22 protein-coding genes are annotated in these 23361 nt (G+C 65.7%); 8 read left to right on the plus strand and 14 right to left on the minus strand.

The window, feature by feature from the left end:
• Positions 1 to 10 precede the first annotated feature (10 nt).
• From AAC691_RS09530 to AAC691_RS09545, 4 genes are all read right to left on the minus strand, one after another.
• Entirely contained in the window at positions 11 to 976 is a 966-nt protein-coding gene (locus AAC691_RS09530) for a DUF2155 domain-containing protein (RefSeq protein WP_342629864.1), read from the minus strand.
• A complete protein-coding gene (locus AAC691_RS09535) occupies positions 973 to 1197 on the minus strand; it encodes a hypothetical protein (protein ID WP_342629865.1) in 225 nt (74 codons plus the stop codon). Before AAC691_RS09535 ends, AAC691_RS09530 begins: the two co-directional genes overlap by 4 nt.
• Entirely contained in the window at positions 1194 to 1745 is a 552-nt protein-coding gene (locus tag AAC691_RS09540) for an outer membrane lipid asymmetry maintenance protein MlaD (protein WP_342629866.1), read from the minus strand. Before AAC691_RS09540 ends, AAC691_RS09535 begins: the two co-directional genes overlap by 4 nt.
• 241 nt (positions 1746 to 1986) lie before the next feature.
• Positions 1987 to 2355: an NADH-ubiquinone oxidoreductase subunit NDUFA12 family protein gene (locus AAC691_RS09545; RefSeq protein WP_176641188.1), complete on the minus strand. Its 369-nt coding sequence runs from the start codon at positions 2353 to 2355 to the stop codon at positions 1987 to 1989.
• 186 nt (positions 2356 to 2541) lie between these two features.
• Here AAC691_RS09545 and AAC691_RS09550 point away from each other — a divergent pair, with 186 nt between their 5' ends.
• The 4 genes from AAC691_RS09550 to AAC691_RS09565 all read left to right on the plus strand — a co-directional run bounded on the left by AAC691_RS09550 (position 2542) and on the right by AAC691_RS09565 (position 7290).
• The gene (locus AAC691_RS09550; protein ID WP_342629867.1) at positions 2542 to 4113 is read left to right on the plus strand and encodes a vitamin B12-dependent ribonucleotide reductase; all 1572 of its coding nucleotides are present in this window, start codon (positions 2542 to 2544) and stop codon (positions 4111 to 4113) included.
• 64 nt (positions 4114 to 4177) lie between these two features.
• Positions 4178 to 4642: a RidA family protein gene (locus AAC691_RS09555; RefSeq protein WP_342630182.1), complete on the plus strand. Its 465-nt coding sequence runs from the start codon at positions 4178 to 4180 to the stop codon at positions 4640 to 4642.
• Positions 4643 to 4670: 28 nt separating this feature from the next.
• Positions 4671 to 5828: a GNAT family N-acetyltransferase gene (locus tag AAC691_RS09560; RefSeq protein ID WP_342629868.1), complete on the plus strand. Its 1158-nt coding sequence runs from the start codon at positions 4671 to 4673 to the stop codon at positions 5826 to 5828.
• 196 nt (positions 5829 to 6024) lie between these two features.
• Positions 6025 to 7290 carry an MFS transporter gene (locus AAC691_RS09565; RefSeq protein WP_342629869.1) on the plus strand — a complete coding sequence of 422 codons (1266 nt, stop codon included), beginning with the start codon at positions 6025 to 6027 and terminating at the stop codon, positions 7288 to 7290.
• Between the two features lie 50 nt (positions 7291 to 7340).
• Here AAC691_RS09565 and AAC691_RS09570 read toward each other — a convergent pair whose 3' ends face one another.
• A complete protein-coding gene (locus AAC691_RS09570; RefSeq protein ID WP_342629870.1) occupies positions 7341 to 8219 on the minus strand; it encodes an NmrA/HSCARG family protein in 879 nt (292 codons plus the stop codon).
• Positions 8220 to 8339: 120 nt separating this feature from the next.
• Here AAC691_RS09570 and AAC691_RS09575 point away from each other — a divergent pair, with 120 nt between their 5' ends.
• Complete coding sequence (locus AAC691_RS09575) at positions 8340 to 9236, plus strand: LysR family transcriptional regulator (RefSeq protein ID WP_342629871.1); 897 nt, start codon at positions 8340 to 8342, stop codon at positions 9234 to 9236.
• Positions 9237 to 9412: 176 nt separating this feature from the next.
• On the opposite strand, the gene AAC691_RS09580 is transcribed toward AAC691_RS09575, so the two are convergent.
• From AAC691_RS09580 to AAC691_RS09605, 6 genes are all read right to left on the minus strand, one after another.
• Positions 9413 to 12490 carry an efflux RND transporter permease subunit gene (locus AAC691_RS09580; RefSeq protein ID WP_342629872.1) on the minus strand — a complete coding sequence of 1026 codons (3078 nt, stop codon included), beginning with the start codon at positions 12488 to 12490 and terminating at the stop codon, positions 9413 to 9415.
• A gap of 12 nt (positions 12491 to 12502) precedes the next feature.
• Positions 12503 to 13600 (minus strand): efflux RND transporter periplasmic adaptor subunit, encoded by a 1098-nt coding sequence (locus AAC691_RS09585; protein ID WP_342629873.1) that lies wholly within the window; start codon positions 13598 to 13600, stop codon positions 12503 to 12505.
• A complete protein-coding gene (locus tag AAC691_RS09590; protein ID WP_342629874.1) occupies positions 13597 to 15162 on the minus strand; it encodes an efflux transporter outer membrane subunit in 1566 nt (521 codons plus the stop codon). The genes AAC691_RS09585 and AAC691_RS09590 overlap by 4 nt, the downstream gene beginning before the upstream one ends.
• A gap of 109 nt (positions 15163 to 15271) precedes the next feature.
• On the minus strand, positions 15272 to 15514 hold the full coding sequence (locus AAC691_RS09595) for a helix-turn-helix transcriptional regulator (protein WP_342629875.1): 243 nt from the start codon (positions 15512 to 15514) through the stop codon (positions 15272 to 15274).
• Entirely contained in the window at positions 15514 to 16164 is a 651-nt protein-coding gene (locus tag AAC691_RS09600; RefSeq protein WP_342629876.1) for a DUF2975 domain-containing protein, read from the minus strand. Before AAC691_RS09600 ends, AAC691_RS09595 begins: the two co-directional genes overlap by 1 nt.
• Positions 16165 to 16726: 562 nt before the next feature.
• Entirely contained in the window at positions 16727 to 17950 is a 1224-nt protein-coding gene (locus AAC691_RS09605) for an NADP-dependent isocitrate dehydrogenase (protein WP_342629877.1), read from the minus strand.
• 248 nt (positions 17951 to 18198) lie between these two features.
• Between AAC691_RS09605 and AAC691_RS09610 the strand changes: the two genes are divergently transcribed.
• Together AAC691_RS09610 and AAC691_RS09615 are read left to right on the plus strand one after the other, a co-directional pair.
• Positions 18199 to 19185, plus strand: a complete 987-nt coding sequence (locus AAC691_RS09610; RefSeq protein ID WP_342629878.1) for a zinc-dependent alcohol dehydrogenase family protein — start codon at positions 18199 to 18201, stop codon at positions 19183 to 19185.
• Positions 19186 to 19578: 393 nt separating this feature from the next.
• Positions 19579 to 21372, plus strand: a complete 1794-nt coding sequence (locus tag AAC691_RS09615) for a DEAD/DEAH box helicase (protein WP_342629879.1) — start codon at positions 19579 to 19581, stop codon at positions 21370 to 21372.
• Between the two features lie 158 nt (positions 21373 to 21530).
• Here AAC691_RS09615 and AAC691_RS09620 read toward each other — a convergent pair whose 3' ends face one another.
• Both AAC691_RS09620 and AAC691_RS09625 read right to left on the minus strand, forming a co-directional pair.
• Positions 21531 to 22001 carry a hypothetical protein gene (locus tag AAC691_RS09620; protein WP_342629880.1) on the minus strand — a complete coding sequence of 157 codons (471 nt, stop codon included), beginning with the start codon at positions 21999 to 22001 and terminating at the stop codon, positions 21531 to 21533.
• Positions 22002 to 22014: 13 nt separating this feature from the next.
• The gene (locus AAC691_RS09625) at positions 22015 to 22143 is read right to left on the minus strand and encodes a hypothetical protein (RefSeq protein ID WP_281362831.1); all 129 of its coding nucleotides are present in this window, start codon (positions 22141 to 22143) and stop codon (positions 22015 to 22017) included.
• Positions 22144 to 22188: 45 nt separating this feature from the next.
• Here AAC691_RS09625 and AAC691_RS09630 point away from each other — a divergent pair, with 45 nt between their 5' ends.
• Positions 22189 to 22656: a YbaK/EbsC family protein gene (locus AAC691_RS09630; RefSeq protein ID WP_176641074.1), complete on the plus strand. Its 468-nt coding sequence runs from the start codon at positions 22189 to 22191 to the stop codon at positions 22654 to 22656.
• 220 nt (positions 22657 to 22876) lie between these two features.
• Here AAC691_RS09630 and AAC691_RS09635 read toward each other — a convergent pair whose 3' ends face one another.
• Positions 22877 to 23146 (minus strand): hypothetical protein, encoded by a 270-nt coding sequence (locus AAC691_RS09635; RefSeq protein WP_342629881.1) that lies wholly within the window; start codon positions 23144 to 23146, stop codon positions 22877 to 22879.
• Positions 23147 to 23361: the final 215 nt, after the last annotated feature.

The following is a 23361-nucleotide window of genomic DNA, read 5'->3' on the forward strand; positions in this document are numbered from 1 at the left end:
GCCGCCCCGGCTAGCGGGGAAGCAGGGATTGGGGCTGTCCCGGCTGCGGCTGATCCGGACCGGGTTGCGGCGCCGCGGGCTGATCCTGCGGCGTGTCGGGTGTCGGCGGGGGCAGCAGGGACAATGGCGCCCCCTTGCCCGAGCCGCCTCCCCCGTCCATGCCCGCCTGATACGGCGTCGGCGGGGGCAGGGCCTGATGCTGGCCCGCAATCGCCGGCGGTGCAACAGGCATCGACGACGGCTGCGATGCAACAGGCATCGACGGCGGCGGCGATGTGTCGCCCTCGTCCGGCGGGACCAGGGAGAGGGGCTGCCCGCCCGATGCCGGCGCGGCGGGGCGCGCGGGGGCGGCCGCGGCCGGAGACGGCACGGCGACGGACGGGGTAGCGGACGGCGGGATATTGGGCGGCGCCGCGGCAGTGGGAGCGGCACTGGGGGGAGCCGCGCCGGGGGCCGTGTTCGGAGTCGCGCCCGGGGCTGCCCCCGCGTCCGGGGCCGGGGTGGCGTCCGCGGTGACGGGCGGGGTCAGGGGCGGCGGCGTGGGGGCCGTCGTCGCGCCGTCGCAGCCCGTGAGCTGGACGGTATAGACCGGGTCCTGGAACACGCCGAGGAACGGTTCCTGCGCCAGCATCCAGCCATCGAAGCCCGGGCCGTCCTGCCGCGCGTCGCGGACCGAGACCCATGCCGCCGCATCGGGCGCCAGCGTCGCCGGACGGTCGCGGCAGGCGCCGACATGGATGGTGAGCGCCTTGTAGGTCGCGTCCTGCCCCACGGGGACGGTCAGGACCTGCACGTGGGAATCCAGCGTGTCGAGGACCCGGATCGTGGCGCTGGACCGCCCCTGCCAGGTATCGGGCGGGTAGATCAGCGGCGGGTTGACGATTTCGGCGGCCCGCGCGGTACCCTGGAGGGACGCGACCCCGTGACAGGAAAGGGCGGCCAGCACCGCCAGGCGAACGATGGCGGCGTGTCTCACGCTTTGGGGCTTTGCAATGCGGACACGATTCCGTGGATGACCTGCTTCATTTCCTGCGCGTCGACGCCGATCAGCACCGCGTCCTCGAAGGCGTCGCGCATGACCTCGCACAATTCCCGGTAATTCTCGGCCAGGACGCGCAGCTTGTCCTGGCACGAGACCGGGCTGCCATCGGGCTGGCGCCAGATGGCGGGCGGCGGCGGCAGGGCCCCGTCGCTCATTGCGGGGAGTCCCCCCCCGGCTGCCCGGCCGGGGGGGCGGTCCCGCCCTGGGTGGCCCGCTGCTGGTTCGCCTTCGTCATGGAATCGGTCACAGAGAAGATGAAACGGCTGAGCAACTGTTCCAGGCTGATCGACCCCTGGGTCTGCGCGATTTCCGCCCCGGGGCGCAGGATGGCGTCGTTTCCGCCGGGAGACAGCGCGATATATTTGCCGCCCAGCAGGCTGTCGCTGGTGATAATCGCGGCGCTGTCGGTCGGCAGGCGGATGTCGGGGCGCACGGTGAAGGTCACCTGTGCCTTGTAGCTGGCGGGATCGACCCGTTCGGCGACCACCTGGCCCACCGTCACCCCGGCCAGGCGCACGTCCGACCCCACCGACAGCCCGTCGATATGGGCGAAGGAGGCCCCAAGCCGGTAGCCGTTTTCGTGCCGGTGGCCCTTGTCGACCACGGCGAAGGCCAGCAGGCCGCCCAGCAGGACGAGGACCCCGCACCCGGCGGCAAGTTCGGCCGGGTTTCGGCCCCCTCTGACTGGAACCGCACTCACCATCTGAATCGCATCCCTTCTGGGCATCCCTGTCTGGGGCATCCCTGCTGGAGGGGCCCGCCGGCTGGGGATCCTATAAAAGGAAACGCCCCTGCCTTGCTCCGTTCCGCTGCATTCTATCGGCGCCGGCATCCCGTGAACAGGGGCCGGCTGCCGCTATGCTGGAGCATCGAAATCTGGCCGGAATATGGTCGGCATTATCCTGGCGGGCGCCGGAAGCGGGTGCCGCCGTGGCGGCCGGGCGTCAGGACTCGGGGAACCAGGCCTGATAATCGCTGGTCGAGGGGGCGCGCCGGCCGCCGCGATAATCGCTGCCGGGCGGGCGATACGCCTCGATCGTGCCGGTGCGGTTGGGCTGATAGGGCAGTTGCCAGGGCTGGCGGGCGCTTTCGGGCAGGGGCGCGTCCTCGACATGGTGCAGCCAGCCCCACCATTCCGGCGGCACGGCGGACGCGTCCTCGCCCTTGCGGTAGATCACCCAGCGTTCGTGGCGCTTCAGTCCGCCGCCGGTCCGATTCGCCGTCCGCGCTTCGTAATAGCAGCGGCCGTCGGCGTCCTTGCCGACCAGGCGGCCCTTGAATTTGGTGTAGATCCGGGTGCCGAGATTTGCCATGGCCGGATGGTAGCGCCATCTTTCGCCCATGGTCCATCCCGCCCGGGCGCATCGCGACCTCACATGTCCGGCATTGCGGGAACCGGGGAGTTATCCCCCATATCCACAATATACAGTGGTCTGTATAGCGGTGGCCCTACCATATGCGGCTTTCACCGGGCGGCGCGGCGTGCCTAGACTGCCGCCATGACAGCCCGTAGCCATTGGAACGGCATCCGCATGCGCAGCGTGCAGGCTGCCGCCGACCCGGACGACGCCCCGCGCGCCGTCACCCTGCCCGTCGACTGGGACGACGAGGCGGCGTCGGCGCTGGTCCGGCTGGCCCGGGGCCAGGGGCCGATCCGCCTGGCGACCGAGGCCGCGCGCTGGATCGACGAGCTGGCCCAGGGGCCGCATCTGGCCCAGGCGCGGTCGCTGTCCTGTCTGCTGATGCTGCGCCAGGCGGCGCCGACCGAGTCGCTGTGGACCGGCGAGCATGACCGCCGCCCGGGCTTTGTCGTGAATCTGTGCGGCTTCGTGCAGGCGGGCACGGGCTTCCTGGCCGAGGATTTCGTCGCCGCGCTGCGCCTGCTGTGCCTGATGCTGCGCGACGTGGCGCAGCGGCGCGCGCCGCTGCGCAATGGGGAACTGCCCTTTCCGCCGGTGCCGGCGCCGCAACCGGCCCGTGCGCGCAAGGGCCGTGCGCCGGCCGAGGACGACCCGATGCCCGTGCCGGCCGTCGCGGGCGACCTGCTGCTGACCAACCTGGATGCGTGCCTGGCGGCGCTGGGCCTGGATTATGACAGCGACGCGGCGCGCGACGTGGCCTGCAGCCTGGCGTCGCTGGCCACGCTGGTGGCGCATGAAGGCAGCGGGGCGGATGCGCTGCTGCTGCCGCCGGCGCGCTGCGCGGTGCCGGGCCTGGCGGAAACCGCCCGGGCCGTCTGGCGCGAGGCCGCCGTGGAGATCGCAACCCCGCTGCCGCGGATCTGCACCGGCTTTTCCACGCCAGGGCCGATCGACGCGCTGCTGGGCGCGGAATCCTGCGGCCTGGCGCCGATCTTCTCGCCCTTGCGGCCGGATGGGCGGCTGGCCGCCAGCACGCTGGCGCGGCTGGCCTGGCGGGGATTGACGCCCGAAGCCGCCTTTGCCGCCGCGCTGGCCGGCGAGGCGGTGCTGACCCTGCCGGACATCCAGGCCCACCAGGCCATGCATCGGGCGCTGACGGGATTCGTGGACCAGATGCCGGCCCGCCCCGACCCGGCCGCCCTGCCGCTGCGCCGGCGGCTGGCGCTGGAACGCGGCGTGCGGCGCCACCTGCCGGCCCGCCATGGCGGCTTTACCCAGAAGGCCAGCGTCGGCGGGCATCGGCTGTTCCTGCGCACCGGGGAGTACGAGGACGGCACGCTGGGGGAGATCGCACTGACGCCCGCGCGCGAAAGCGCGGTCGCCCGGGGGTTGATGGATGCGCTGGGCCAGGCCGTCAGCATCGGTTTGCAATATGGCGCGCCGCTGGATGATTATGTCGCGGCGTTCGCCTATACTCGGTTCGGCCCGGCGGGCACCGTCGAGGGCGATCCCGTGGCGGCCTATGCCACGTCGCTGCTGGATTATGCATTCCGGGCCTTGTCGGATGCCTATCTGGGCAACAGACTGCCCGACGCCCCGCACCAGGACCCCGTCGCCGACGCCCCGTCGCCGATGCTGCCGCTGGACCTGCCCGCCGCGCCGGGCGAGACGCCCCCGCGGCGCGCCGGCCGGCTGAGGCTGGTGGGGTGAGGCTGGCGGGATCAGCAGGCCACTAAGATATTGATTCCAGTGTCGAATACAGGAGTATCCCATGATGGACAGCACCCCCGAAGCCCGCCTGGACCAGCACGGTATCATCCTGCCCATTCCGCCGGCCCCGGTCGCGACCTATGTCGGCACTGCCGTCAGCGGGTCGCTGCTGGTCGTTTCGGGCCAGTTGCCGCTGGTCGACGGCAAGCTGTTCGCCACCGGCAAGCTGGGCGCGGACGTGGCGACCGAAATCGGGGTCGAGGCCGCCCGCTATTGCATGATCAACATCATCGCCCAGGTCCGCGCGGCGGTCGGCGACCTGTCGCGGGTGCGGCGCGTGGTGCGGCTGGGCGGGTTCATCGCCTGCGTACCCAGCTTTACCCAGCATGCCGCCGTCATGAACGGAGCATCGGACCTGGCGGTCGCCATTTTCGGCGAGGCGGGGCGCCATGCGCGCTCGACCATCGGGGTGCCGTCGCTGCCGCTGGACGCGGCGGTCGAGGTCGAAGGCCTGTTCGAGATCGGCTGAGGGGCGCCCGCCGATGGCCGCCCGTTCCATGGCTGACCTGACGCTGAGCCTGCATCGCGCGATCGCCGAGATTCCGGCGGCCGAATGGGATGATTGCGCCGGCGCGGACAATCCGTTCGTCAGCCATGCCTTTCTCTCGGCGCTGGAAGAGAGCGGGTCGACCGGGCCGCGCACCGGCTGGCTGCCGCAGCATGCGGCGATCCGCGGCAAGGACGGGCGGCTGCTGGCCGCGGCCCCGCTTTATGCCAAGTCCCATTCCTATGGCGAATATGTGTTCGACCAGTCCTGGGCCCAGGCGCTGGAGCGGGCCGGAGGGGCGTACTATCCCAAATTGCAGGTCGCGGTGCCGTTTTCGCCGGTGCCGGGGCCGCGTCTGCTGGTCCGCGCGGGCGCGGCCGATGTTCCGGCGCTGCGCAGTGCGCTGATCGGCGCGCTGCGCCAGGCGTGCGGGGCGCTGGAGCTGTCCTCGGTCCATGCGACGTTCTGCACGGCGGAGGAGCATGAGGCATTCGGCCGGGCCGGCTGGCTGCTGCGCCAGGGCATGCAGTTTCATTGGGACAATCGCGGCTATCGCGATTTCGACGATTTCCTGGCCGCGCTGTCGTCGCGCAAGCGCAAGGTGCTGAAGCGCGAGCGGCGCGACGCCAATGCGTGCGGCCTGACCTTTCGCACGCTGCGCGGCGGGGCGATCACGCCCGAGATCTGGGCCCATTTCTATCGGTTTTATACCTCGACCGTCGATCGTAAATGGGGCAGCGCCTATCTGACGCCGGAATTCTTTCCGCTGCTGTCCGAGCGGCTGGGCGAGCGGGTGGTGCTGATGCTGGCCGAACGCGACGGCGCGCCGGTGGCCGGGGCGCTGAACCTGATGGGCGCGGACGCGCTGTATGGCCGCAACTGGGGGTGCGACGGCGAGTACCCGTTCCTGCATTTCGAGCTGTGCTATTACCGCGCGATCGAGTTCGCGATCGCGCACGGGCTGGCGCGGGTCGAGGCCGGGGCGCAGGGCGAGCACAAGATCCAGCGGGGCTATCGCCCCTGCCCGACCTATTCCGCGCACTGGATCGAGCATCCGGGCCTGCGGTCGGCGGTCGGGGATGTCCTGGCCCGCGAGCGCGCGCATGTTCTGGGCGAGATGGCCGAGCTGGATGCCCTGTCGCCGTACCGGGCGGTGGACGATGCGTGACGGGCGGCGCCTGGTACCCAGCCGCCTGAAGGCGAGGGCGCTGCCCTCGACCCGCAAGGGGTCGCGGACCCCTTGACCCCGATTCGTCGATACCCGATTCCTCGATAACGAATGGTTTCCAAAGGCGTCGCCTTTGGCGGGGCGCGGGGCGGCGCACCGAAGGTGCGATCGGGGTCCAATGGCAGACGAAGGCTTGATGACGCTCGCCCTTGCCGCGGATGCCGATACGGGCGGGGACCGTTCGCCTCGGCGGCGGCATCGCGCCGTGCTTGCCCTGTGCGCGCTCAATTTCTTCATGGCGGACGTGCAGGCGGGGATCGGCCCTTTCCTTGGCGTGTTCCTCCAGCGCCATGGGTGGGAGACCGGCCCCATCGGGTCCGTCATGACCGCCGGGGGGATCGCCGGCATGCTGGCGGCGATCCCGACCGGAGCGTTCATCGACCACACGCGGCGAAAGCGTCTGGTCGTGATCGTCACGGGCCTGTGCACCGTCCTGGCTTCATTCCTGTTGCTGTTGTCGCAGTCCGCGATCGTCGTGACGCTGAGCCAGCTTGCGACGGCCGTTGCGGGCGCCGCGATCGGACCGGCGATGGCCGGCATGACGCTCGGCATCGTGCGTCAAAAGGGTTTCAACGCCCAGATGGGACGCAACCAGGCCTGGAACCATGCCGGGAACATGGCCGGCGCGGGCCTGTCCGGCTGGTTCGGCTGGCGCTTCGGACTGCCGGCGATCTTTTTTCTCTCTGCTGCTTTCGGCGTGCTTGCCATTGCCTCGGTGCTGGCCGTCCCGGAAACATCCATCGATCATCGGGCGGCGCGCGGACTGGAGGACGGCACGGACCATGATTCCGAAACTCGGGCCGAGGGCCTGAGATCGTTTCTCCACCACAAGCCCCTGCTGGTCCTGGCGGTGTGCCTGTGCTGCTTTCACCTCGGCAATGCCGCGATGCTGCCGCTCTATGGCATGGCGGTGGTCAGCGCGGGCAAGGGCGATCCCGCCATGTTCACGGCGACGACCGTCGTCGTGGCCCAGGCCGTGATGATTGTCGTCAGCCTGCTGGCCATGCGTCTCGCCGCACGGCGCGGTTACTGGATCGTGCTGCTCGTCTCCTTTGCGGCGCTTCCGCTGCGCGGCGTGCTTGCGGGCAGTTTTATCCAGCATTGGGGCGTATGGCCGGTGCAGATGCTCGACGGGATCGGCGCGGGGCTGCAAAGCGTCGCCGTCCCCGGTCTGGTCGCGCGTCTGCTCCGCGGAACCGGACGCGTCAATGTCGGTCTCGGCATGGTCATGACCGCCCAGGGGGTCGGCGCCGGCCTGTCGCCCGCCCTGGGCGGTTGGCTTGCGGAGGCTTTGGGATATTCGTCCGCGTTCTACACGCTCGGGTGCATTGCCGTTCCGTCACTTCTGCTCTGGATCGGGTTCGGCGCGACCGTGCGCGCGGCGAGCAGGAATGCTGCATGAGGACCACGATCCAGCCGCGCGCCCGCTCCTGATCGGGGGATGGTGCGTGTTCAGCCTTTCGCCCACTGGGCGGCGGCGTCCCTGGCGAAGGAGGCGTATGCGCGCGGCGCGCGGCCGAGCAATCGGGTGAGGCGCGCGACGTCGTCCGGGGTCGCCGCCGCGCCGTCGGCCTGGTAGCGGGCGAACATCAGGCGCAGGTCGAGCGCATGCCAGGCGGGCAGCATGGTTCGGAGGCGCTGTTCCATCATGCCGAGATCGTCGCCGCCGTAGCGGATGGGACGGCCGAGCGCCTTGCGCCAGATCGCGGCGATCTCCTCGCCGGTCAGGCTGTCCGGACCGACCAGTTCATAGGTCTCGCGGCCGAGCGGCGCGGCGGCATGTTCCCGGCGCGCGAGTTCGATCGCCGCGGCCTCGCCGATGTCGCGGATATCGACCATCGAGATGCCCTTCGCGCCGATCGGCGCGCCATAGGCGCCGAATGTCAGCAGCGGGTCCTTCTGGCGAAAATCGTTCTGGATGAAATAGGCCGGGCGCAGGATCGTGGCGGGAAGGTCGAGCGCGTCGATCATCCGCTCGACCGTGTATTTGCCGGCGAAATGCGGCACGTCGGCATAGGCCGCGCCCTTGAACACCGACAGATAGACGATGCCCTTGACGCCGGACTCCCGGGCCACTGTCAGCGCCAGCATGGCCTGGGTCAGTTCGTCGGCGACGTTCGGAACCAGCAGGAACAGCGTGCTGATGCCCTGGAATGCCGCGCGCAGTGACTCCACGTCGCCGGGATCGCCGCGGACCGGGATCACGCCGGCGGGCAAGCGCGCCGTTTCGGGCGAACGGGTCATGGCGCGGACATCGACATTGCGGCCCTGCAGGTGGGCCAGGACCTGGGACCCGATGGTCCCTGTGCTGCCGGTTACCAAAATAGCCATTTTGAAAGCTCCTCGAGAGGTTGCGAGCGGTTGTGCGTCTCGAGGAGAGAGATATTCGTTCCATTACCGGAGGGGAGATGGCATTTTTGAGATTGTCCGTCTCATTATCGGAACAGCGTGATGAATCTCGACGCCTTGTCCGCCTTCAACCTGGTCGCTGCCTATGGCGGGTTCGGGCGCGCCAGCCGCGTGACCGGCCGGCCGAAGGCGACGCTGTCGCGCCGGGTCGCCGAACTGGAACAGAGCCTGGGTGTCAGGCTGATCGAGCGCGGTGCCCACAGCCTGCGCCTGACCGACGAGGGGCGTGCGCTCCATGCGCGCACGGAAGGGCCGCTGTCGGAGATCGCGGAAGCCGGCGAGGCCGTCATCCTGGGGGCATCGACGCCGCGGGGCAGGTTGCGGGTCAGCGCGCCGGTGGTCTTCGCCCATGTCGCCCTTCCCCGGATCGGCGCCCGTTTTGCGCGTGCCTATCCCGAGGTCCAGCTTGAGATCGTCGCCGAGGATCGCAAGGTCGATCCGGTCGAAGACGGCTATGACCTGGTGATCCGGGTCGACCCCGCGCCGGACGAGCGCCTTGTCGGTCGTCGGTTCCTGAATGACGAACGCCTGATCGTGGCGCCGGCGGACATGGCGCGGCCCGCCCCGATGGACGATGGCGGGGCGCGTGCCGTGAAGGCCGTCCTGCTGGGCACGGCGGCGCCCGATATCGTTTGGCGCATGCGCGCCGGAACGGAAACGGAGATCGTCCTGGGGCCGGAGCCGGTCATGCGGCTCTCGTCGCTGCTGATGGTGCGCGATGCCGTGCTGGCGGGCGCAGGCGCGGCGGTGCTGCCGAGGCTTCTGGTCGCGGACGATATCGCTTCGGGCCGGCTTGCCTGTTGGGGGACGCATGCCGGCCCGCCGGTCGAGATCTGGGCGCTTCAGAGCGCGCGCCGCCTTGTCGGCGCCAAGGTCCGTGCTTTTCTTGACGCGGTCGAAAGGGCGTTTCCGGAGAGGATCTTCGTTCCGCCGGCTTGAACTTTGGCGTTCGCTCCGAGCGATTGACGGCCCTATTGTCGATCTTCGGTCTACAGATGCGTGATCCTGCTGCAGCCCGCGTGGTTGGTCGCCGGCGTGCGATCCAGTGCCCAGGCTGAGCCGCGACGGGCAGATCCAAGGCCCCGACGGCGTTGCCGGCGTTTTCCCGGGAGGCCCTAACTTAACACTGAGGGCATGTCGGGGGCAGGTTCGGTAGAAGCTCCTCTCCTTCGAGCCAACAACAGGTAAAATGCCGGCACGATGAAGAGCGTAAACACGGTTCCGATGGCGAGGCCGCTGGCCAGTACCAGTCCCATGACATAGCGTGAGGCGGCCCCGGCTCCGGACGCGAACAACAATGGCAGCACACCGAGCACCATGGCGCCACTTGTCATCAGGATCGGCCGCAAGCGCAGAAGAGCCGCATGTTCGATGGCCGCAAGTTTCGACGATCCTCTGGCTTGTTGCTCATTGGCCACCTCGACGATCAGAATGCCGTGCTTGCTGATCAGTCCTGCCAATGAGACCAATCCGATCTCGCTATACAGATTGATGGACGCGCCTCCGATACCCAGCCAGAGGAATAGCATGGCCCCCGCGACTGACATCGGCACGGATATGAGAATGATCAGCGGGTCGCGGAAGCTTTCAAACAGGGCGGCAAGCGCCAGAAAAATAATGACAAGGCCGAAGCCGAATCCTGGAAGGAATGACCCGCGTTCAGCGATGTAGTCTCTCAGCGAGCCTGACGTGTCGGTTGCGAACCCGCCCGGCAGGTATCGGTCGGCGAGTTTCTGGAGTTCGGCATAAGCTTGGTCGGTAGAAACGCCGTGGCGGGGAATACCCTGCAATGTTGTTGCGTTAAGTTGCTGGAAATGAGCGATCTGTTCCGGAACCACTTGATGGGTCAAAGTGGCAACCGTTGAAAGCGGGACAGGAATGCTGGGACCATTCGGCTGCGGCACGAAGGCGATCGGATAATTCAGAATCTGTTCGGCATTCAGACGCTGATTTCGCGTAACCATCGGCATGACACGGTAGGACCTCTGGTCGCGACTGAAATAATTTACGTAGCCGCCGCCCAGCAACCAGTTAAGGCCATCGCCGATGTCCTCGACCTTTAGACCGAGTTCGCCGATCTTATTGCGATCCAGATCTATGGTGATCTGAGGCTGATCTATGACAAGGTCATTATCGATATAGGCAAATAGGCCGCTCTTGCGAGCTTGCATCAGGATCGTTTTACTTACCGCCGCAAGTTCCTCGGCCGAACCAGAGCCTTTGAGCACGAACTGAATCGGCATTCCTCGCGAACCGGGCAGAGATGGGGGTTGAAAGACAGCCAACTGGAGCCCCGGAATTTGGTTGAGGCGGTTCTGTAATGCTTCCTGGATCTCCGTTGCGGTGCGCGTACGCTTGTCCCACGCCGTCAAGGCAATTCCGCCATCCTGCATTCTCGGCGCATCGACCAGCCAGTAATCACGCATTTCCGGAATGGTCTTAAAGGCAGCGAGAACGGACGCGTTGTATTTCTTTACAAAATCCAACGTCGTGGAAGGGGGCGCCTGACCAGCGACGGCGACGAGCCCCATATCCTCGGGTGGCGCGAGTTCGCTTCTTGCGCCCCGGAACATCCACCCCGTCGCGCCCATGATAAAGAATGCCAAAATGACCGTGACCGGCCAGAAGGATAGGCTATGGCGGAGAAAATTGGCATAAACACGGTGCATGAGATGCAGCCCGCTATCGCCGAGACGAACGAGGCGGCCAGCCTGCGCGCCATGAGGTCTGAGCAGACAGGCGCACATCATGGGAGACAATGTTAGTGCGAGAACGGCCGAGACCGTGACGCTGGCAGCCAACGTGAAGGCGAATTCCGTGAACAGCGCACCGATCAGGCCTTTCTGAAGTCCTACCGGGATATAAGCGGCGATCAGAACGACAGTCATGGCAATGACCGGACCGGCCAATTCGCGGCCAGCCGATAAGGATGCCTGCAAAGGCGTCTGCCCGTTGGCAAGATGTCTATTCACATTCTCGACCATGATAATCGCGTCGTCGACCACCAGACCGATTGCCAATACGAGCGCCAGCAATGTCAGCGAATTGACAGAGAAACCGAGCACTTTCATCAATGCCAGCGTACCGATCAAGGACACCGGAATCGTCACCAACGGTATCAGGACCGAGCGGAAAGACCCGAGGAAGAGGAAAATGACGACGGCCACGATCACCACGGCCTCGGCCAGTGTCCGCATTACTTCCTGAAGGGACGCGCGTACGAAATCCGAGAGATCGAAAACAATGTTAGCACGGATATCGGGCGGCAAGCCGGATACGATGTGGGCGAAGGCCATTCGCAGGCCGGCGGCGGTTTCCAGCATATTTGCGCCGGGCGTCAGGGTGACACGAATAAATGCCCCCTGCCCCAAACCGTCCGTCACGCCGATATTGGTCGCTTCGGGGCCCAATTCGATGCGTGCCACGTCTCCTAGTTTAATGATAGCAGATCCGCTTCGGATCAGGACAAGATTTCGAAACTGCTCTTCGGTATGCAGACCGCTGGTAATCGCCAGATTGGTAAAACTCATGCCGCCCATGGTCGTACCAACGCCCGTAACATAGTCGTTTTCTTGCAATGCGAGCACGGCTGCGCTCGCCGTAAGGCCGTAGCCCGCCAATCGTCGGGCATCGAACCAGACACGCAAGGCCAGATTAGCTTCGGTCATGTCAGTAGCGTGCAGTACACCCGGTACCGCCTGTAACTGTGGAAGAACTACGCGACTTGCGTAATCGGAGACCTGCTCCGGACGCAGCGTCCGACTGGATACCGCAATATACATCGCGGACCCTTCGTTGTTGGTCATGGTGATAACGGGCTGCTGCGTACCCGGTGGAAGCTTATTGCCGATAGCCGAGACATATGCCTGGACCTGTGCGATGGCGGCCTTTGGATCCTGGTTCAGACGCAGATGCAGCGTCACAGTGCTAAGGCTGGTGGCACTTGTAGAATCGATATAGTCGACCCCGCCGGTCGCCGAAATGGCATTTTCGATCGGAGTCGTCACGAAGCCCGCCATGGTGGCGGCATCGGCGCCGTAATAGGTCGTCGAGACTTGGATCGTGGCACTGACGGTTTGAGGGAATCGTTGGATCGGAAGCGAAAGACCGGCATGCACACCCATGACGACGATCAGCAGGCACACCACAATAGATAAGACTGGACGGCGTATGAACAGGTCGGTGAAACGCATCGTCGGGTTTCCTCATTCCTGCGGCGGATGGGGATCGGCACTCGCATCCGGCTGGATGATATTGTTCTCGGTGACGGGCGCGCCTTCGTAGAGCTTGATCTGCCCTGCACTGACGATTTTCTGACCATCGGTCAGGCCGGACAGGACCTCAACCTGGTCGCCACGACTCTCTCCCGTTACAACTGCAGTTTGTCGAACAATTTCTTTCTTGTGGTCGCCGGACGATTGAACGGTCCAAACGCTGGTTCCGAAGGTCGAAAAAGTCACGGCTGATTTTGGAATCGTGATTTGTCTGGCTGCCACCCCATACATGAGCCGTACGATTGCAAACATCCCCGGCACGAGCGCATGATCGTGATTGCCCAACCGGGCACGGACCAGTATCGTCCTGCTTGGTACATCTACCTGCGGCGTGACGGCTGTAACGGCGCCGGCGAAGTTGTGCCCCGGCCATGCATCGACCGTCACTGTTACGGGACTTCCCTCTTTCAAATAGGCGGACATATTCTGTGGCACGTAGAAGTCGACGTAGATCGGATCCAGAGCCTGGAGCGTGACGACAACTGTCCCGGGTTGCAAATATTGGCCAGGATCGACTCGACGTACCCCGAGGCGCCCAGAGAATGGCGCACGCAGCGTCTTCATTCCGATCACACCTTGCTCTGCCACAGCGCGACTGTGATCCGCCTGGAGCGTGAGGCGATCGTGATCGACCGTGGCTTTACTGACGGCCTGGACTTGATATTGCCGCGTATCGCGATTGAAGACGATCTGATCGAGATCTGCCTGAGCTTGATATTCGGCCAGCAGGCCAGGTTCGTCATTCAGTTGCAACCGCGCCAATTTGGTGCCGGCGTCAACGTCTTGCCCAGAGTGGAAGTCCAGTTCCGATACAATCCCAGCCGTCTGGAAAGCGAGATCCGCGCCCCAACGGGCACGCAGGTTACCGACGGCTTCGAATGTTGGTTGCCATATCGTGCGATGCGCGATCACAGTCGAAACGACCTGCGTGGTCTCTTGTGCGTATGCCGTTCGATCGAGGCCAAGGAGGCCGCAACAGAGTATCAGTGTCAGGCAGGCACGACGTTTTCCGCGTGGGATCGCGATCATGAGTGGCTCCATGGCAGGAGGGAATGGAGGACGTCAGATGGTGGAGGAGGCAGATCTTGACGGTTCCACCATCCCCCACCCAATGCGACGAACAAGGCTGCGGTGTCCGCAAGGCGGGCAGCACGCGCGCGAACCAGGGCAATCGCAGCATTCTGGTAGGTGACCTCACTGGTCAGCACGGTCAGGTAGGAGACGCCTCCCAACTGGTACTGCCTCTGTGCGAGTGACAGGGCGCGAGCGGATGCTTGCTCGGTGGCAAGAGTGGCGGCAAGTTGCCAACTGTCGTTCTGGAGTTGCACCAGGGCGTTGGCGACATCCTGGAAGGCACCCACCACTGTTTGTTGCCATTGGGCAGCGTATTGCCGCATCGAGGCGACGGCGGCCCGTTGCTGATGAAGAAGGTTGCCGCCCTGAAAAATGGGCTGGAGCGCCTGCATCGCCAATGTCGCAAGTCCGTTACCCGGTGTCATAAGCTCCCCGGCCCGCGTGGCTTCGGAGCCGAGATCACCGGTCAGTGTGAACTGCGGCAGGCGGTTCGCAATCGCGATGCCTACGCCGGCCGTAGCGGCGTGCAGATTGGCTTCTGCCTGCCGGATATCGGGGCGCTGTTCCAGCAGGGCGGATGGCAGGCTGACGGGTACGTCCGTTGGCAATTCCAGAGTGGCAAGGTCGAGGATGGGGACGTGGGCCTCCGCCGGCGTCGCGCCCAGATAGGCTGCCATCGCGTGGCGTGCCTGGGCGAGTTCGGTTTTGATTTGCGGCAGAAGAGCTTCCTGCTGGCCCAGTTGCGCCTGTTGCAGGGCGACATCCGTGGCGGTGGCGCCCCCCAGAGCGAACTGGTTCTGGATGGTCCGCAAATAGTTCCGCTCAAAGATGATGAGGCGTTGCTGTTCGGCGAGTTGGCCACGTAGAGAGGCCTCATTGATGGCCGTGGAGACGACGTTGCCGGTCAACGTCAACAAAAACGCCTCAAGCTGCGCACGCTGGAAGTCGGCCTGCGCGGATTGTTGCTCGATCGTCCGGCGTGTTTTACCCCAGACATCGAAATTATAGCTTAATTCCAAATGGGCGTCGTAGTAGCCGTAGCTCAAGGACGTGTTCGGCTGACCGCTGGGAGCGAGTGGAAAATTGCCGCGGGTGCGGGAAAATGAACCACTCACCGCAGGCGACAAGCCGCTATATTCCGCGAGTGTCACCTCCTCCGCATTGCGGAGGGCCTGACGTGAAGCCTCCAACCCCGGGTTGTTGCGGATAGCCGTTGTTACCAATTGCGTAAGCACTGGAGAACGAAAGAGCTGCCACCAAGCGCCAGGGATGTCGCGTCCCATGATCAAGGTCTGCATCTGGCCTTGTGCTGTGGGCGACGACGCTGTGTGCGCTGACAATGCAGTTTCGGTGTAGCGAATTGGCAAATGCGAAGTTGGGTGACGAAAATCCGGCCCGACAGCGCAGCCTGAGCAAAGTCCTATCGTTACAATTTCTACGGCAAGCCGGACGCGCAACCATATTTCATTTCTTATTCGTATTGTTATGGAGCGAGCATTCTTGCATTCCGTGTGCATGGCGCACAGACATCCTCAGGTTACGGGGGATATTGCCCTGAACAGATCAGCGGCCGCTTTTGGCTGCTGAAGACTCATAATGACGTAACGCGTTTGCAGCGCCTGCTGCTCATCCCACTTCACGGAATTGAACAGGGCTTTCTCCGTCTTCGGGCACGTATTCGAGCAGGTCTCCGGGCTGGCAGCGGAGATGCTTGCATATGGCTTCCAGAGTCGAGAACCGAATACCCTTGATTTTTCCTGATTTTATCGAAGAGAGGTTAGGTTCCGTAATCCCCACGGCTCGCGCCAGTTCGTTCGATTTCATCTTGCGGCGGACAAGCATCATGTCCAAATGAAGTATTATTGGCATTATATATAATCCTCCTGCTCTTGTTGAATACGACTCCCGATTGCCATGACGTGCGCCACAGCCAATAGGATCAAGCCCAGAACTGAGGCATCCAATTGTTGGATATCGTATTTAATTATGTCGGGCGCCAGCCCAATCGCATACATCGCAGGGTGCGTAATAAACCGAATTACCGAATACAGAAGAACTGCATAAGCAATTCTCTGCATTTGCAACGTATGACTGTTGGTAAATATCGATCCCTGGGCATATAACGAAAATAGTCGATGCAAATACCAGAGAATCATCAGTCCTGGTAGAAATCGAATAATCAAGAGGACTGCCGCTAGCGTGGAAACCCAAACCGGCAGATGCGATACGGGAACAAAGCCGCGTTGGATCTCGCTGGACCAGGCTAACGGATCGAACGTAGAAGAAAATGCAAATCCCATTTGCCCGCCAAGCGTGCCGGCGGAAACGAAGATTCTCGTTCTGCACAGCAATGCCGTAAAACCAACCAACACAAGCGTTGAACACGAAATTAACAGCACCATGAAAAGTGCGGATAGAGTTTTCCCATAAAGTCTGAGACGAGACTCCTCCCTTGTTTCGGGAGCATCCCTCACAGCGGCTTCTACTGGCGTTGGTCTTACAAATGCGACGACCGTCATCTCACATCATCCCTAGCTTCCAAGCTCCGTATAGTCGGTTGCCGAACTTCTCGTCAAACGATAATCTAATATCGCATGTCAATAATTCCCATGGCTGCCGGCAGAGACGTACTGGCATGCCTCAATCGCAAAAGTTCCAAGCCAAACTTGGCGTTCAGACGTTTAACGGGGCATTCAATATCGGGACAGGTTACACGCCCGTGGTGAAATTACGGCAATTTGCACGGGCCCAGAAGAAGCCCGATGACGGGCGCAACAACACATTTATCGTGCACCTTTTATTATATCGACTATGCTCTGGCGTTATGTTGCGCGCCGCAATAAAATGCGGCGGAAATTTATCGCTTTCCGACGTAATTATGAAAATGTAATTATCTACATCTTATTGACGATATTGCAATTAAAGGCATCGCCATCCCGGATGGCGAGTATGTGACCGAGTCATGCACGCGACGTAGTAGAAGTGGGCGCTGTCACAACTCGATTGGTGTGATGAACCGCATCGGCTTTTCCGAAGGCAATTTTTGTTGAGTTATACCAATGGGCGGCGCGCCGCTTGCAGTCAGGCCGGCGCGGCCAGGGCCTTGCGCAGGTTGGTGTCCAGTGCGGCCAGGAAGTCCTGGGTGGTCAGCCATTTCGTATCGGGTCCGACCAGCAGGGCGAGGTCCTTGGTCATCTGTCCGGCCTCGACCGTTTCGATGCAGACGCGTTCGAGGGTTTCGGCGAAGCGCGTTACCTCGGGCGTGTTGTCGAAGCGGCCGCGATAGGCCAGGCCGCGCGTCCAGGCGAAGATCGAGGCGATCGGGTTGGTGCTGGTCGGCCGTCCCTTCTGGTGTTCGCGGTAATGGCGGGTGACGGTGCCGTGCGCGGCCTCGGCCTCGACCACGTCGCCGGCCGGGTTGAGCAGGACCGAGGTCATCAGCCCCAGGCTGCCGAAGCCCTGGGCCACGATGTCGCTTTCGACGTCGCCGTCGTAATTCTTGCAGGCCCAGACATAGCCGCCGCTCCATTTCAGGGCGGAGGCCACCATGTCGTCGATCAGCCGGTGTTCGTAAGTCAGGCCCAGCCGGTCGAAATCCGCCTTGAACTCGGTGTCGAACACCTGCTGGAACACGTCCTTGAACATGCCGTCATAGGTTTTCAGGATCGTGTTCTTGGTCGACAGATAGACCGGCAGCCCGCGGTCCCGGCCATAGGTCAGCGACGCGCGGGCGAAGCCTTCGACCGATGCCCTTGTGTTATGCATGCCCAGCGCCACGCCGGGCCCCTGGAAATCATGCACCGCCATGTCGACCGGCGCGCCGCCGTCGGCGGGGCGATAGGTCAGCGTGACCGTGCCGGGGCCGGGGATCCGCGTCTCGGCCGCGCGATAGATGTCGCCATAGGCGTGGCGGCCGATCACGATGGGCTGCGTCCAGTGCGGCACCAGGCGGGGCACGTTGGAACAGACGATGGGTTCGCGGAAGATCGTGCCGTCCAGGATGTTGCGGATCGTGCCATTGGGCGAGCGCCACATCTGCTTCAGCCCGAATTCGGCCATCCGGGCCTCGTCCGGCGTGATCGTCGCGCATTTGACGCCGACCCGGTATCGCCGGATCGCCTCGGCGGCCGCGACCGTCACCCCATCGTCGGTCGCGTCGCGGTTTTCGATCCCCAGATCGTAATATTTCAGCGTGATCTCCAGATAGGGCAGGATCAGCCTGTCCTTGATGAAACGCCAGATGATCCGCGTCATTTCGTCGCCGTCGAGTTCGACGACCGGTTCCTTGACCTTGATCTTGGCCATTTGGAGCACTCTCTTGCGTCTTCTTGTCGTTTGCATGCGTGGGGCGTGCGCGCCTGCCGGCCGCGTGCCGAGGCAGTCTTAACGACGCGCATCGCCGCCGCCCGTCACAATCCGGTCATGACCGGCGATTCTGATCCAGATCATGGCAGAGGACGGCGTTGCCGGATGGAATGGGTTGGATGGAATGGTCCGGATGGAACGGACCAGATGGGATGGCCGGGACCGGCCCGCCGAACGGAGTGCCCGCGATGCATGCCATGCGCCTGAATGCCCCCCGGACCGCGCTGGAATGGGTGGACCTGCCCGACCGCCTGCCCGGCCCCGGCGAAATCCGGGTGACGGTCAGTGCCTGCGGCGTCTGCCGGACCGACCTGCATGTCGTCGACGGCGACCTGCCCTTCCCCGGCCATCCGCTGATTCCGGGGCATGAGATCGTCGGCCGGATCGACGCGCTGGGCGCGGGCGTGGAGGATCTGCGGCTGGGCCAACGGGTCGGGGTTCCATGGCTGGGCCATACCTGCGGCACCTGCCCCTATTGCCGCGCGGCGCGGGAAAATCTGTGCGATCGTCCGCTGTTCACCGGCTATACGCGTGACGGCGGCTATGCCACCGCGGCGATCGCCGATGCGCGCTATGCCTTTCCGCTGGGCGAGGAAGGCGACGACGTCGCGCTGGCGCCGCTGCTGTGCGCCGGGCTGATCGGCTGGCGCGCGCTGGCCATGGCGGGGGACGATGCGCGGGCGCTGGGGCTGTACGGGTTCGGCGCGGCCGCGCACATCATCGCGCAGGTCGCCATCGGCCAGGGCCGCACTGTGTACGGCTTTACCCGGCCGGGCGATAGCGCGACCCAGAATTTCGCCCGGGAACTGGGCGCGCGCTGGGCCGGCGGCTCGGACCAGGCGCCGCCCGAGGCCCTGGATGCCGCCATCATCTTCGCCCCCGACGGCGCGCTGGTCCCTGCCGCGCTGGCCGCGGTGCGCAAGGGCGGCCGCGTGGTCTGCGCCGGCATCCATATGAGCGACATCCCCGGCTTTCCCTATGCGCTGCTGTGGGAAGAACGGCAGGTGCTGTCGGTCGCCAACCTGACGCGGCAGGACGGGATCGATTTCCTGTCGCGGGCGCCCGGGATGCAGATCCGGACCCGGACCACCCGCTATGCGCTGCGCGACGCCAACCGGGCGCTGGCCGATTTGCGCGCGGGGCGGTTTGAAGGTGCGGCGGTGCTGGTACCCTGAGAGAGAGAGAGCCCGTTCGGGAATGCGCGCTGGCGGCGGTCCGACGCGCGTTTCCTGCGCTCCGATGCTCGCGGCCATCAAGGCCGCTCCGCTTCGGTGCTCGGAAACACACGCCGGGCGCGGCCCTGCGGGCCGCTCCCGCTCACCAGCACCCATTCCCGAATGGGCTCTTGGACTTCCATGCCGTTGCGCGCCTGGCGGTGGTGCAGCGCGCGGTTTTCGTCGCCGGCGCCCGTTTCCGGGCGGGCCCTGAATTTTGTGCCATAGGGTGGGGCTGCTTTATTGCTGGCCTTTTGGGCGGGGGTTCTTTATGCACCGCCTTTCTCCCGCTTTGCGCACCTGCTTGTCCCGCGGCCCGTCGGCCGCGCCCTTTCTGTCCGGATTGACCGACCCATGCCGTTTCCCGAAACCCATCCCGCTCTTCAGCGCGCGCTCGATGCGCGCGGCTATGCCGAGCCGACCCCGGTCCAGAAGGCCGTCCTGGACGTCGCGGCGGACGGGCGGGACCTGCTGGTGTCGGCGCAGACCGGATCGGGCAAGACCGTTGCCTTCGGCCTGGCGATGGCCGACACGCTGCTGGGCGGCGCCGAGCGTTTCGGCCCCGCCGGGGCGCCGCTGGCGGTGATCATCGCGCCGACCCGCGAACTGGCCATGCAGGTGCAGCGCGAACTGGCCTGGCTGTACGGCCCGGCCGGCGCGCGCATCGTGTCATGCATCGGCGGCATGGATGCGCGGCGCGAGGCCCGGGCGCTGGAGATCGGCGCCCATATCGTGGTGGGCACGCCGGGGCGGCTGTGCGACCACCAGTCGCGCGGCCGGCTGGTCCTGTCCGACCTGCGCGTCGTCGTGCTGGACGAAGCCGACGAGATGCTGGACCTGGGCTTTCGCGAGGAGCTGGAACAGTTGCTGGACGCGATGCCCGATACACGGCGCACGCTGCTGTTCTCGGCCACCATCGCCAAGGAGATCGCGGCCCTGGCGCGCCGCTATCAGCGCGATGCGCTGCGCATCGACACGCTGTCGGGCGCGCGGCAGCATGCCGACATCACCTATCGCGCCGTGCTGACCGATGCGCGCGAGATCATCCCGGCGGTGGTCAACATCCTACGCTTTACCGACAGCAAGACCGCGATGGTGTTCTGCGCCACGCGCGAACTGGTCCGCCACATGCAGGGCGCGCTGCTGGAGCGGGGCTTTTCGTCGGTCGCGCTGTCGGGCGAGCTGGGGCAGAACGAGCGCACGCGCGCGATCGAGAGCCTGCGCACCGGGCAGGCCCGCGTGTGCGTGGCCACCGACGTGGCGGCCCGCGGCATCGATATTCCGGCCCTGGGGCTGGTGATCCATGCCAGCCTGCCGACCGACAGCGCCACGCTGCTGCATCGCTCGGGCCGGACCGGCCGCGCCGGGCGCAAGGGCGTGTGCGCCCTGGTGGTGCCGGTGTCGATGCGCCGCCGCGCCGAGCGGCTGCTGGCCACGGCGAAGCTGAGCGCCGAATGGATTGCGGTGCCGACCGCCGATGCGATCCGCGCCCAGGATGCCGAACGGCTGCTGAACGACCCGATCCTGACCGAGAGCGCCGCCCCGGGCGACGAGGACCTGGTCGCCCGTATGGTCGAGGGACGCAGCGCCGAACAACTGGCCAGCGCGCTGCTGCAGGCCTATCGCGCCCACCTGCCCGACCCCGAGGATATCCGCCCGCTGCGCGTCGAGGCCCCGCGCGCGCCGCGCGAGGGCGATTACGCCCGGCGCACGGAGCGTCCGGCGCGCGAGGAGCACGCCATGCAGGGTGCCGGGGCCTGGTTTTCGATGAGCGTCGGCCGCCAGGACAAGGCCGATCCGAAATGGCTGGTGCCGCTGATCTGCCGCCTGGGCGGGGTGCGCAAGACCGATATCGGCGCGATCCGCATCGCCGACGACCATACGCTGTTCGAAATCTCGGCGTCCTCGGCCGAGCGGTTCGGCGCCTGCGTGGCCGCCACCGATTCGGACGAGGTGCGGATCACCCCGGCCGGCGCCCCCGCCGGTGGCCCGCGCGGCCGGGCGGCGCCGGGCGAACGCGGTCGTGGCGCGCCGCGCAAGCCGGGCGGCAAGGGCGGCTTCTCCCAGGGCCCGGGCGGCGCCCGGGCCGGCCGGGCCCCGGCCCGCACCAGCCCGTCGTCGCGCAAGCGCGCGCCCGCGCGGGGCTAGACTACTTTCGGGGCTTTGCCCCGAACCCCACCAAAGGCGGTGCCTTTGGAAACCATTTGTTTATCAACAGATTGGGGTCAAGGGGGCCGCGCCCCCTTGCGGGTCGAGGGCAGCGCCCTCGCCTGGCCCTGCGCGGGTTGCTTTCCGGGGGGCTGGTCTTACAGCCCGCCGGTCATCATTCCGGCCGCATCGGTGCGGCCTTGCCGGCCCAGCGCGTTCAGCCGATCCTGTTCGGCGGCGCCTTCATTGCGCAGCCGGTCCGCCTGCCGTTCCGGCAGGGTGCGCGCCGCGTCGATACGGTCGCGGCCGGCCTGGATGCGTTGCCGCGCATCCTGCCCTATTCCGTCGCGATAGGCCCGGGCGCGGCCGGTCAGGCAGGTCTCGCGCCGGGCCAGCCGGCCGGCCACGTCCCAGCCCGGGACGCCGCCGGGCGTGCAGGCGGCGTCGGCATGGCGATCCGCGGGGCGATCCGCGGGATGGTCGTACGCAAGATGACGATCCGGGGTTCGGTAATCGGAGCTTCGATAATCGGAGGTCCTCGGAGCGTCGGAGGCGTGGGCGGCCAGCGGGGCCAGGGCCGCGCCGGAGAGGGCCAGGGAGAGGGTCAGCAGGGCGGTGCGCGCGAACATCGGGGCGGGCTTTCTAGCTGTTGTCGATGGTCCACCGGACCATGGCGGGATGGCCGCAATGGGTCGGGGCCGTGGCGGAATCGTGCCCTCTCGACGCGTTGCGCCGGGTCGCGCCATGATGGGCGGCGAAGGAGTGCGCCATGACCCTTGTCCATTCACATACGGAGTCCCACCCGGAGCCGGCCGCATGAGCCTGGAATCCGTCCGTCTCTTCCTGGCCGAACATGCGCCGGACCTGGCGATCATCGAAATGGCCGAATCGACCGCCACCGTCGCCGAGGCCGCCGCCGCGCACGGCACCACGCCCGAGCAGATCGCCAAGACGATCTCGCTGCGGCTGGGCGAGCAGGTGGTGCTGGTGGTGGCGGCCGGCACGGCGCGGCTGGACAACCGCAAGAGCAAGGCGGCCTTCGGCCAGAAGCCTCGCATGCTGGACCGTGCCGAGGTCGAGGAACTGACCGGCCATCCGGTCGGCGGCGTCTGTCCGTTCGGGCTGAAGGAAAGCCTGCCCGTCTATTGCGACCAGTCGCTGCGCGCGTTCGACGAGGTGATCCCCGCCGCGGGCGCGATCAACAGTTCGGTGCGGCTGGCGCCGCTGCGCCTGGCGGAGCTGACCGGCGCCACCTGGGTGGATGTGTGCCAGTTGCCGGAATAGGGTGGCCAGGCTTCTTTTTCGGGGCTTTGCCCCGAGCCCCACCAAAGGCGGTGCCTTTGGAAACCATTTGTTATCAACGGAGTGGGGTCAAGGGGGCGCGCCCCCTTGCGGGTCGAGGGCAGCGCCCTCGCCTTGCCCCGCCTTGCAGTGCGGCGGCGAAGCCGCTCGGCTGCGGCGCACCCCGTTCGAGATCATGATGCGCCGGGAAGGGCCGGAGCGTTCAGCGCAGGTGCAGCGCCGGCGGGGGCACCGTGACGGGGGCCGGATCATGCAACTGCACGGTCAGGGGCGGCGGGGGCGGGATCTGCCGCGCGGTCTTGACCACGGCGACCGGGATGGCGGCGTAGACCGGGCCGTGGGGTCTGGGGTGGCGGGAGAGCGTCACGAACAGCACGACATAGACCACGCCCAGGGCGACCAGCACGCCGATCTTCATGCCGCGCGGATTGGGCAGCTTGGGCAGGCCGGGCGGCGCGGAACGGAGCAGCATGGCGGGGCGTCTTCCTGAACGGGCGTCCGGTATGGACGGGCATAACGTGTGGATACGCGGCCTTGCGACCGGGTGCCAAGCCCGTAGGTGCCGGTTTCCCCGGGTGACTTTTCCTTGGGTGGCTTTTCCCCGGGTGGCTTTTCCGTTCCGCCGCTTGCTGCCATAGTCCGGCACGATCCCGTGGCGCCGCGGCCCGAGCGGCAGGCGCCCCCCGG

It is taken from the genome of Nguyenibacter vanlangensis, assembly GCF_038719015.1.
Classification (GTDB): Bacteria; Pseudomonadota; Alphaproteobacteria; order Acetobacterales; family Acetobacteraceae; genus Gluconacetobacter; species Gluconacetobacter vanlangensis.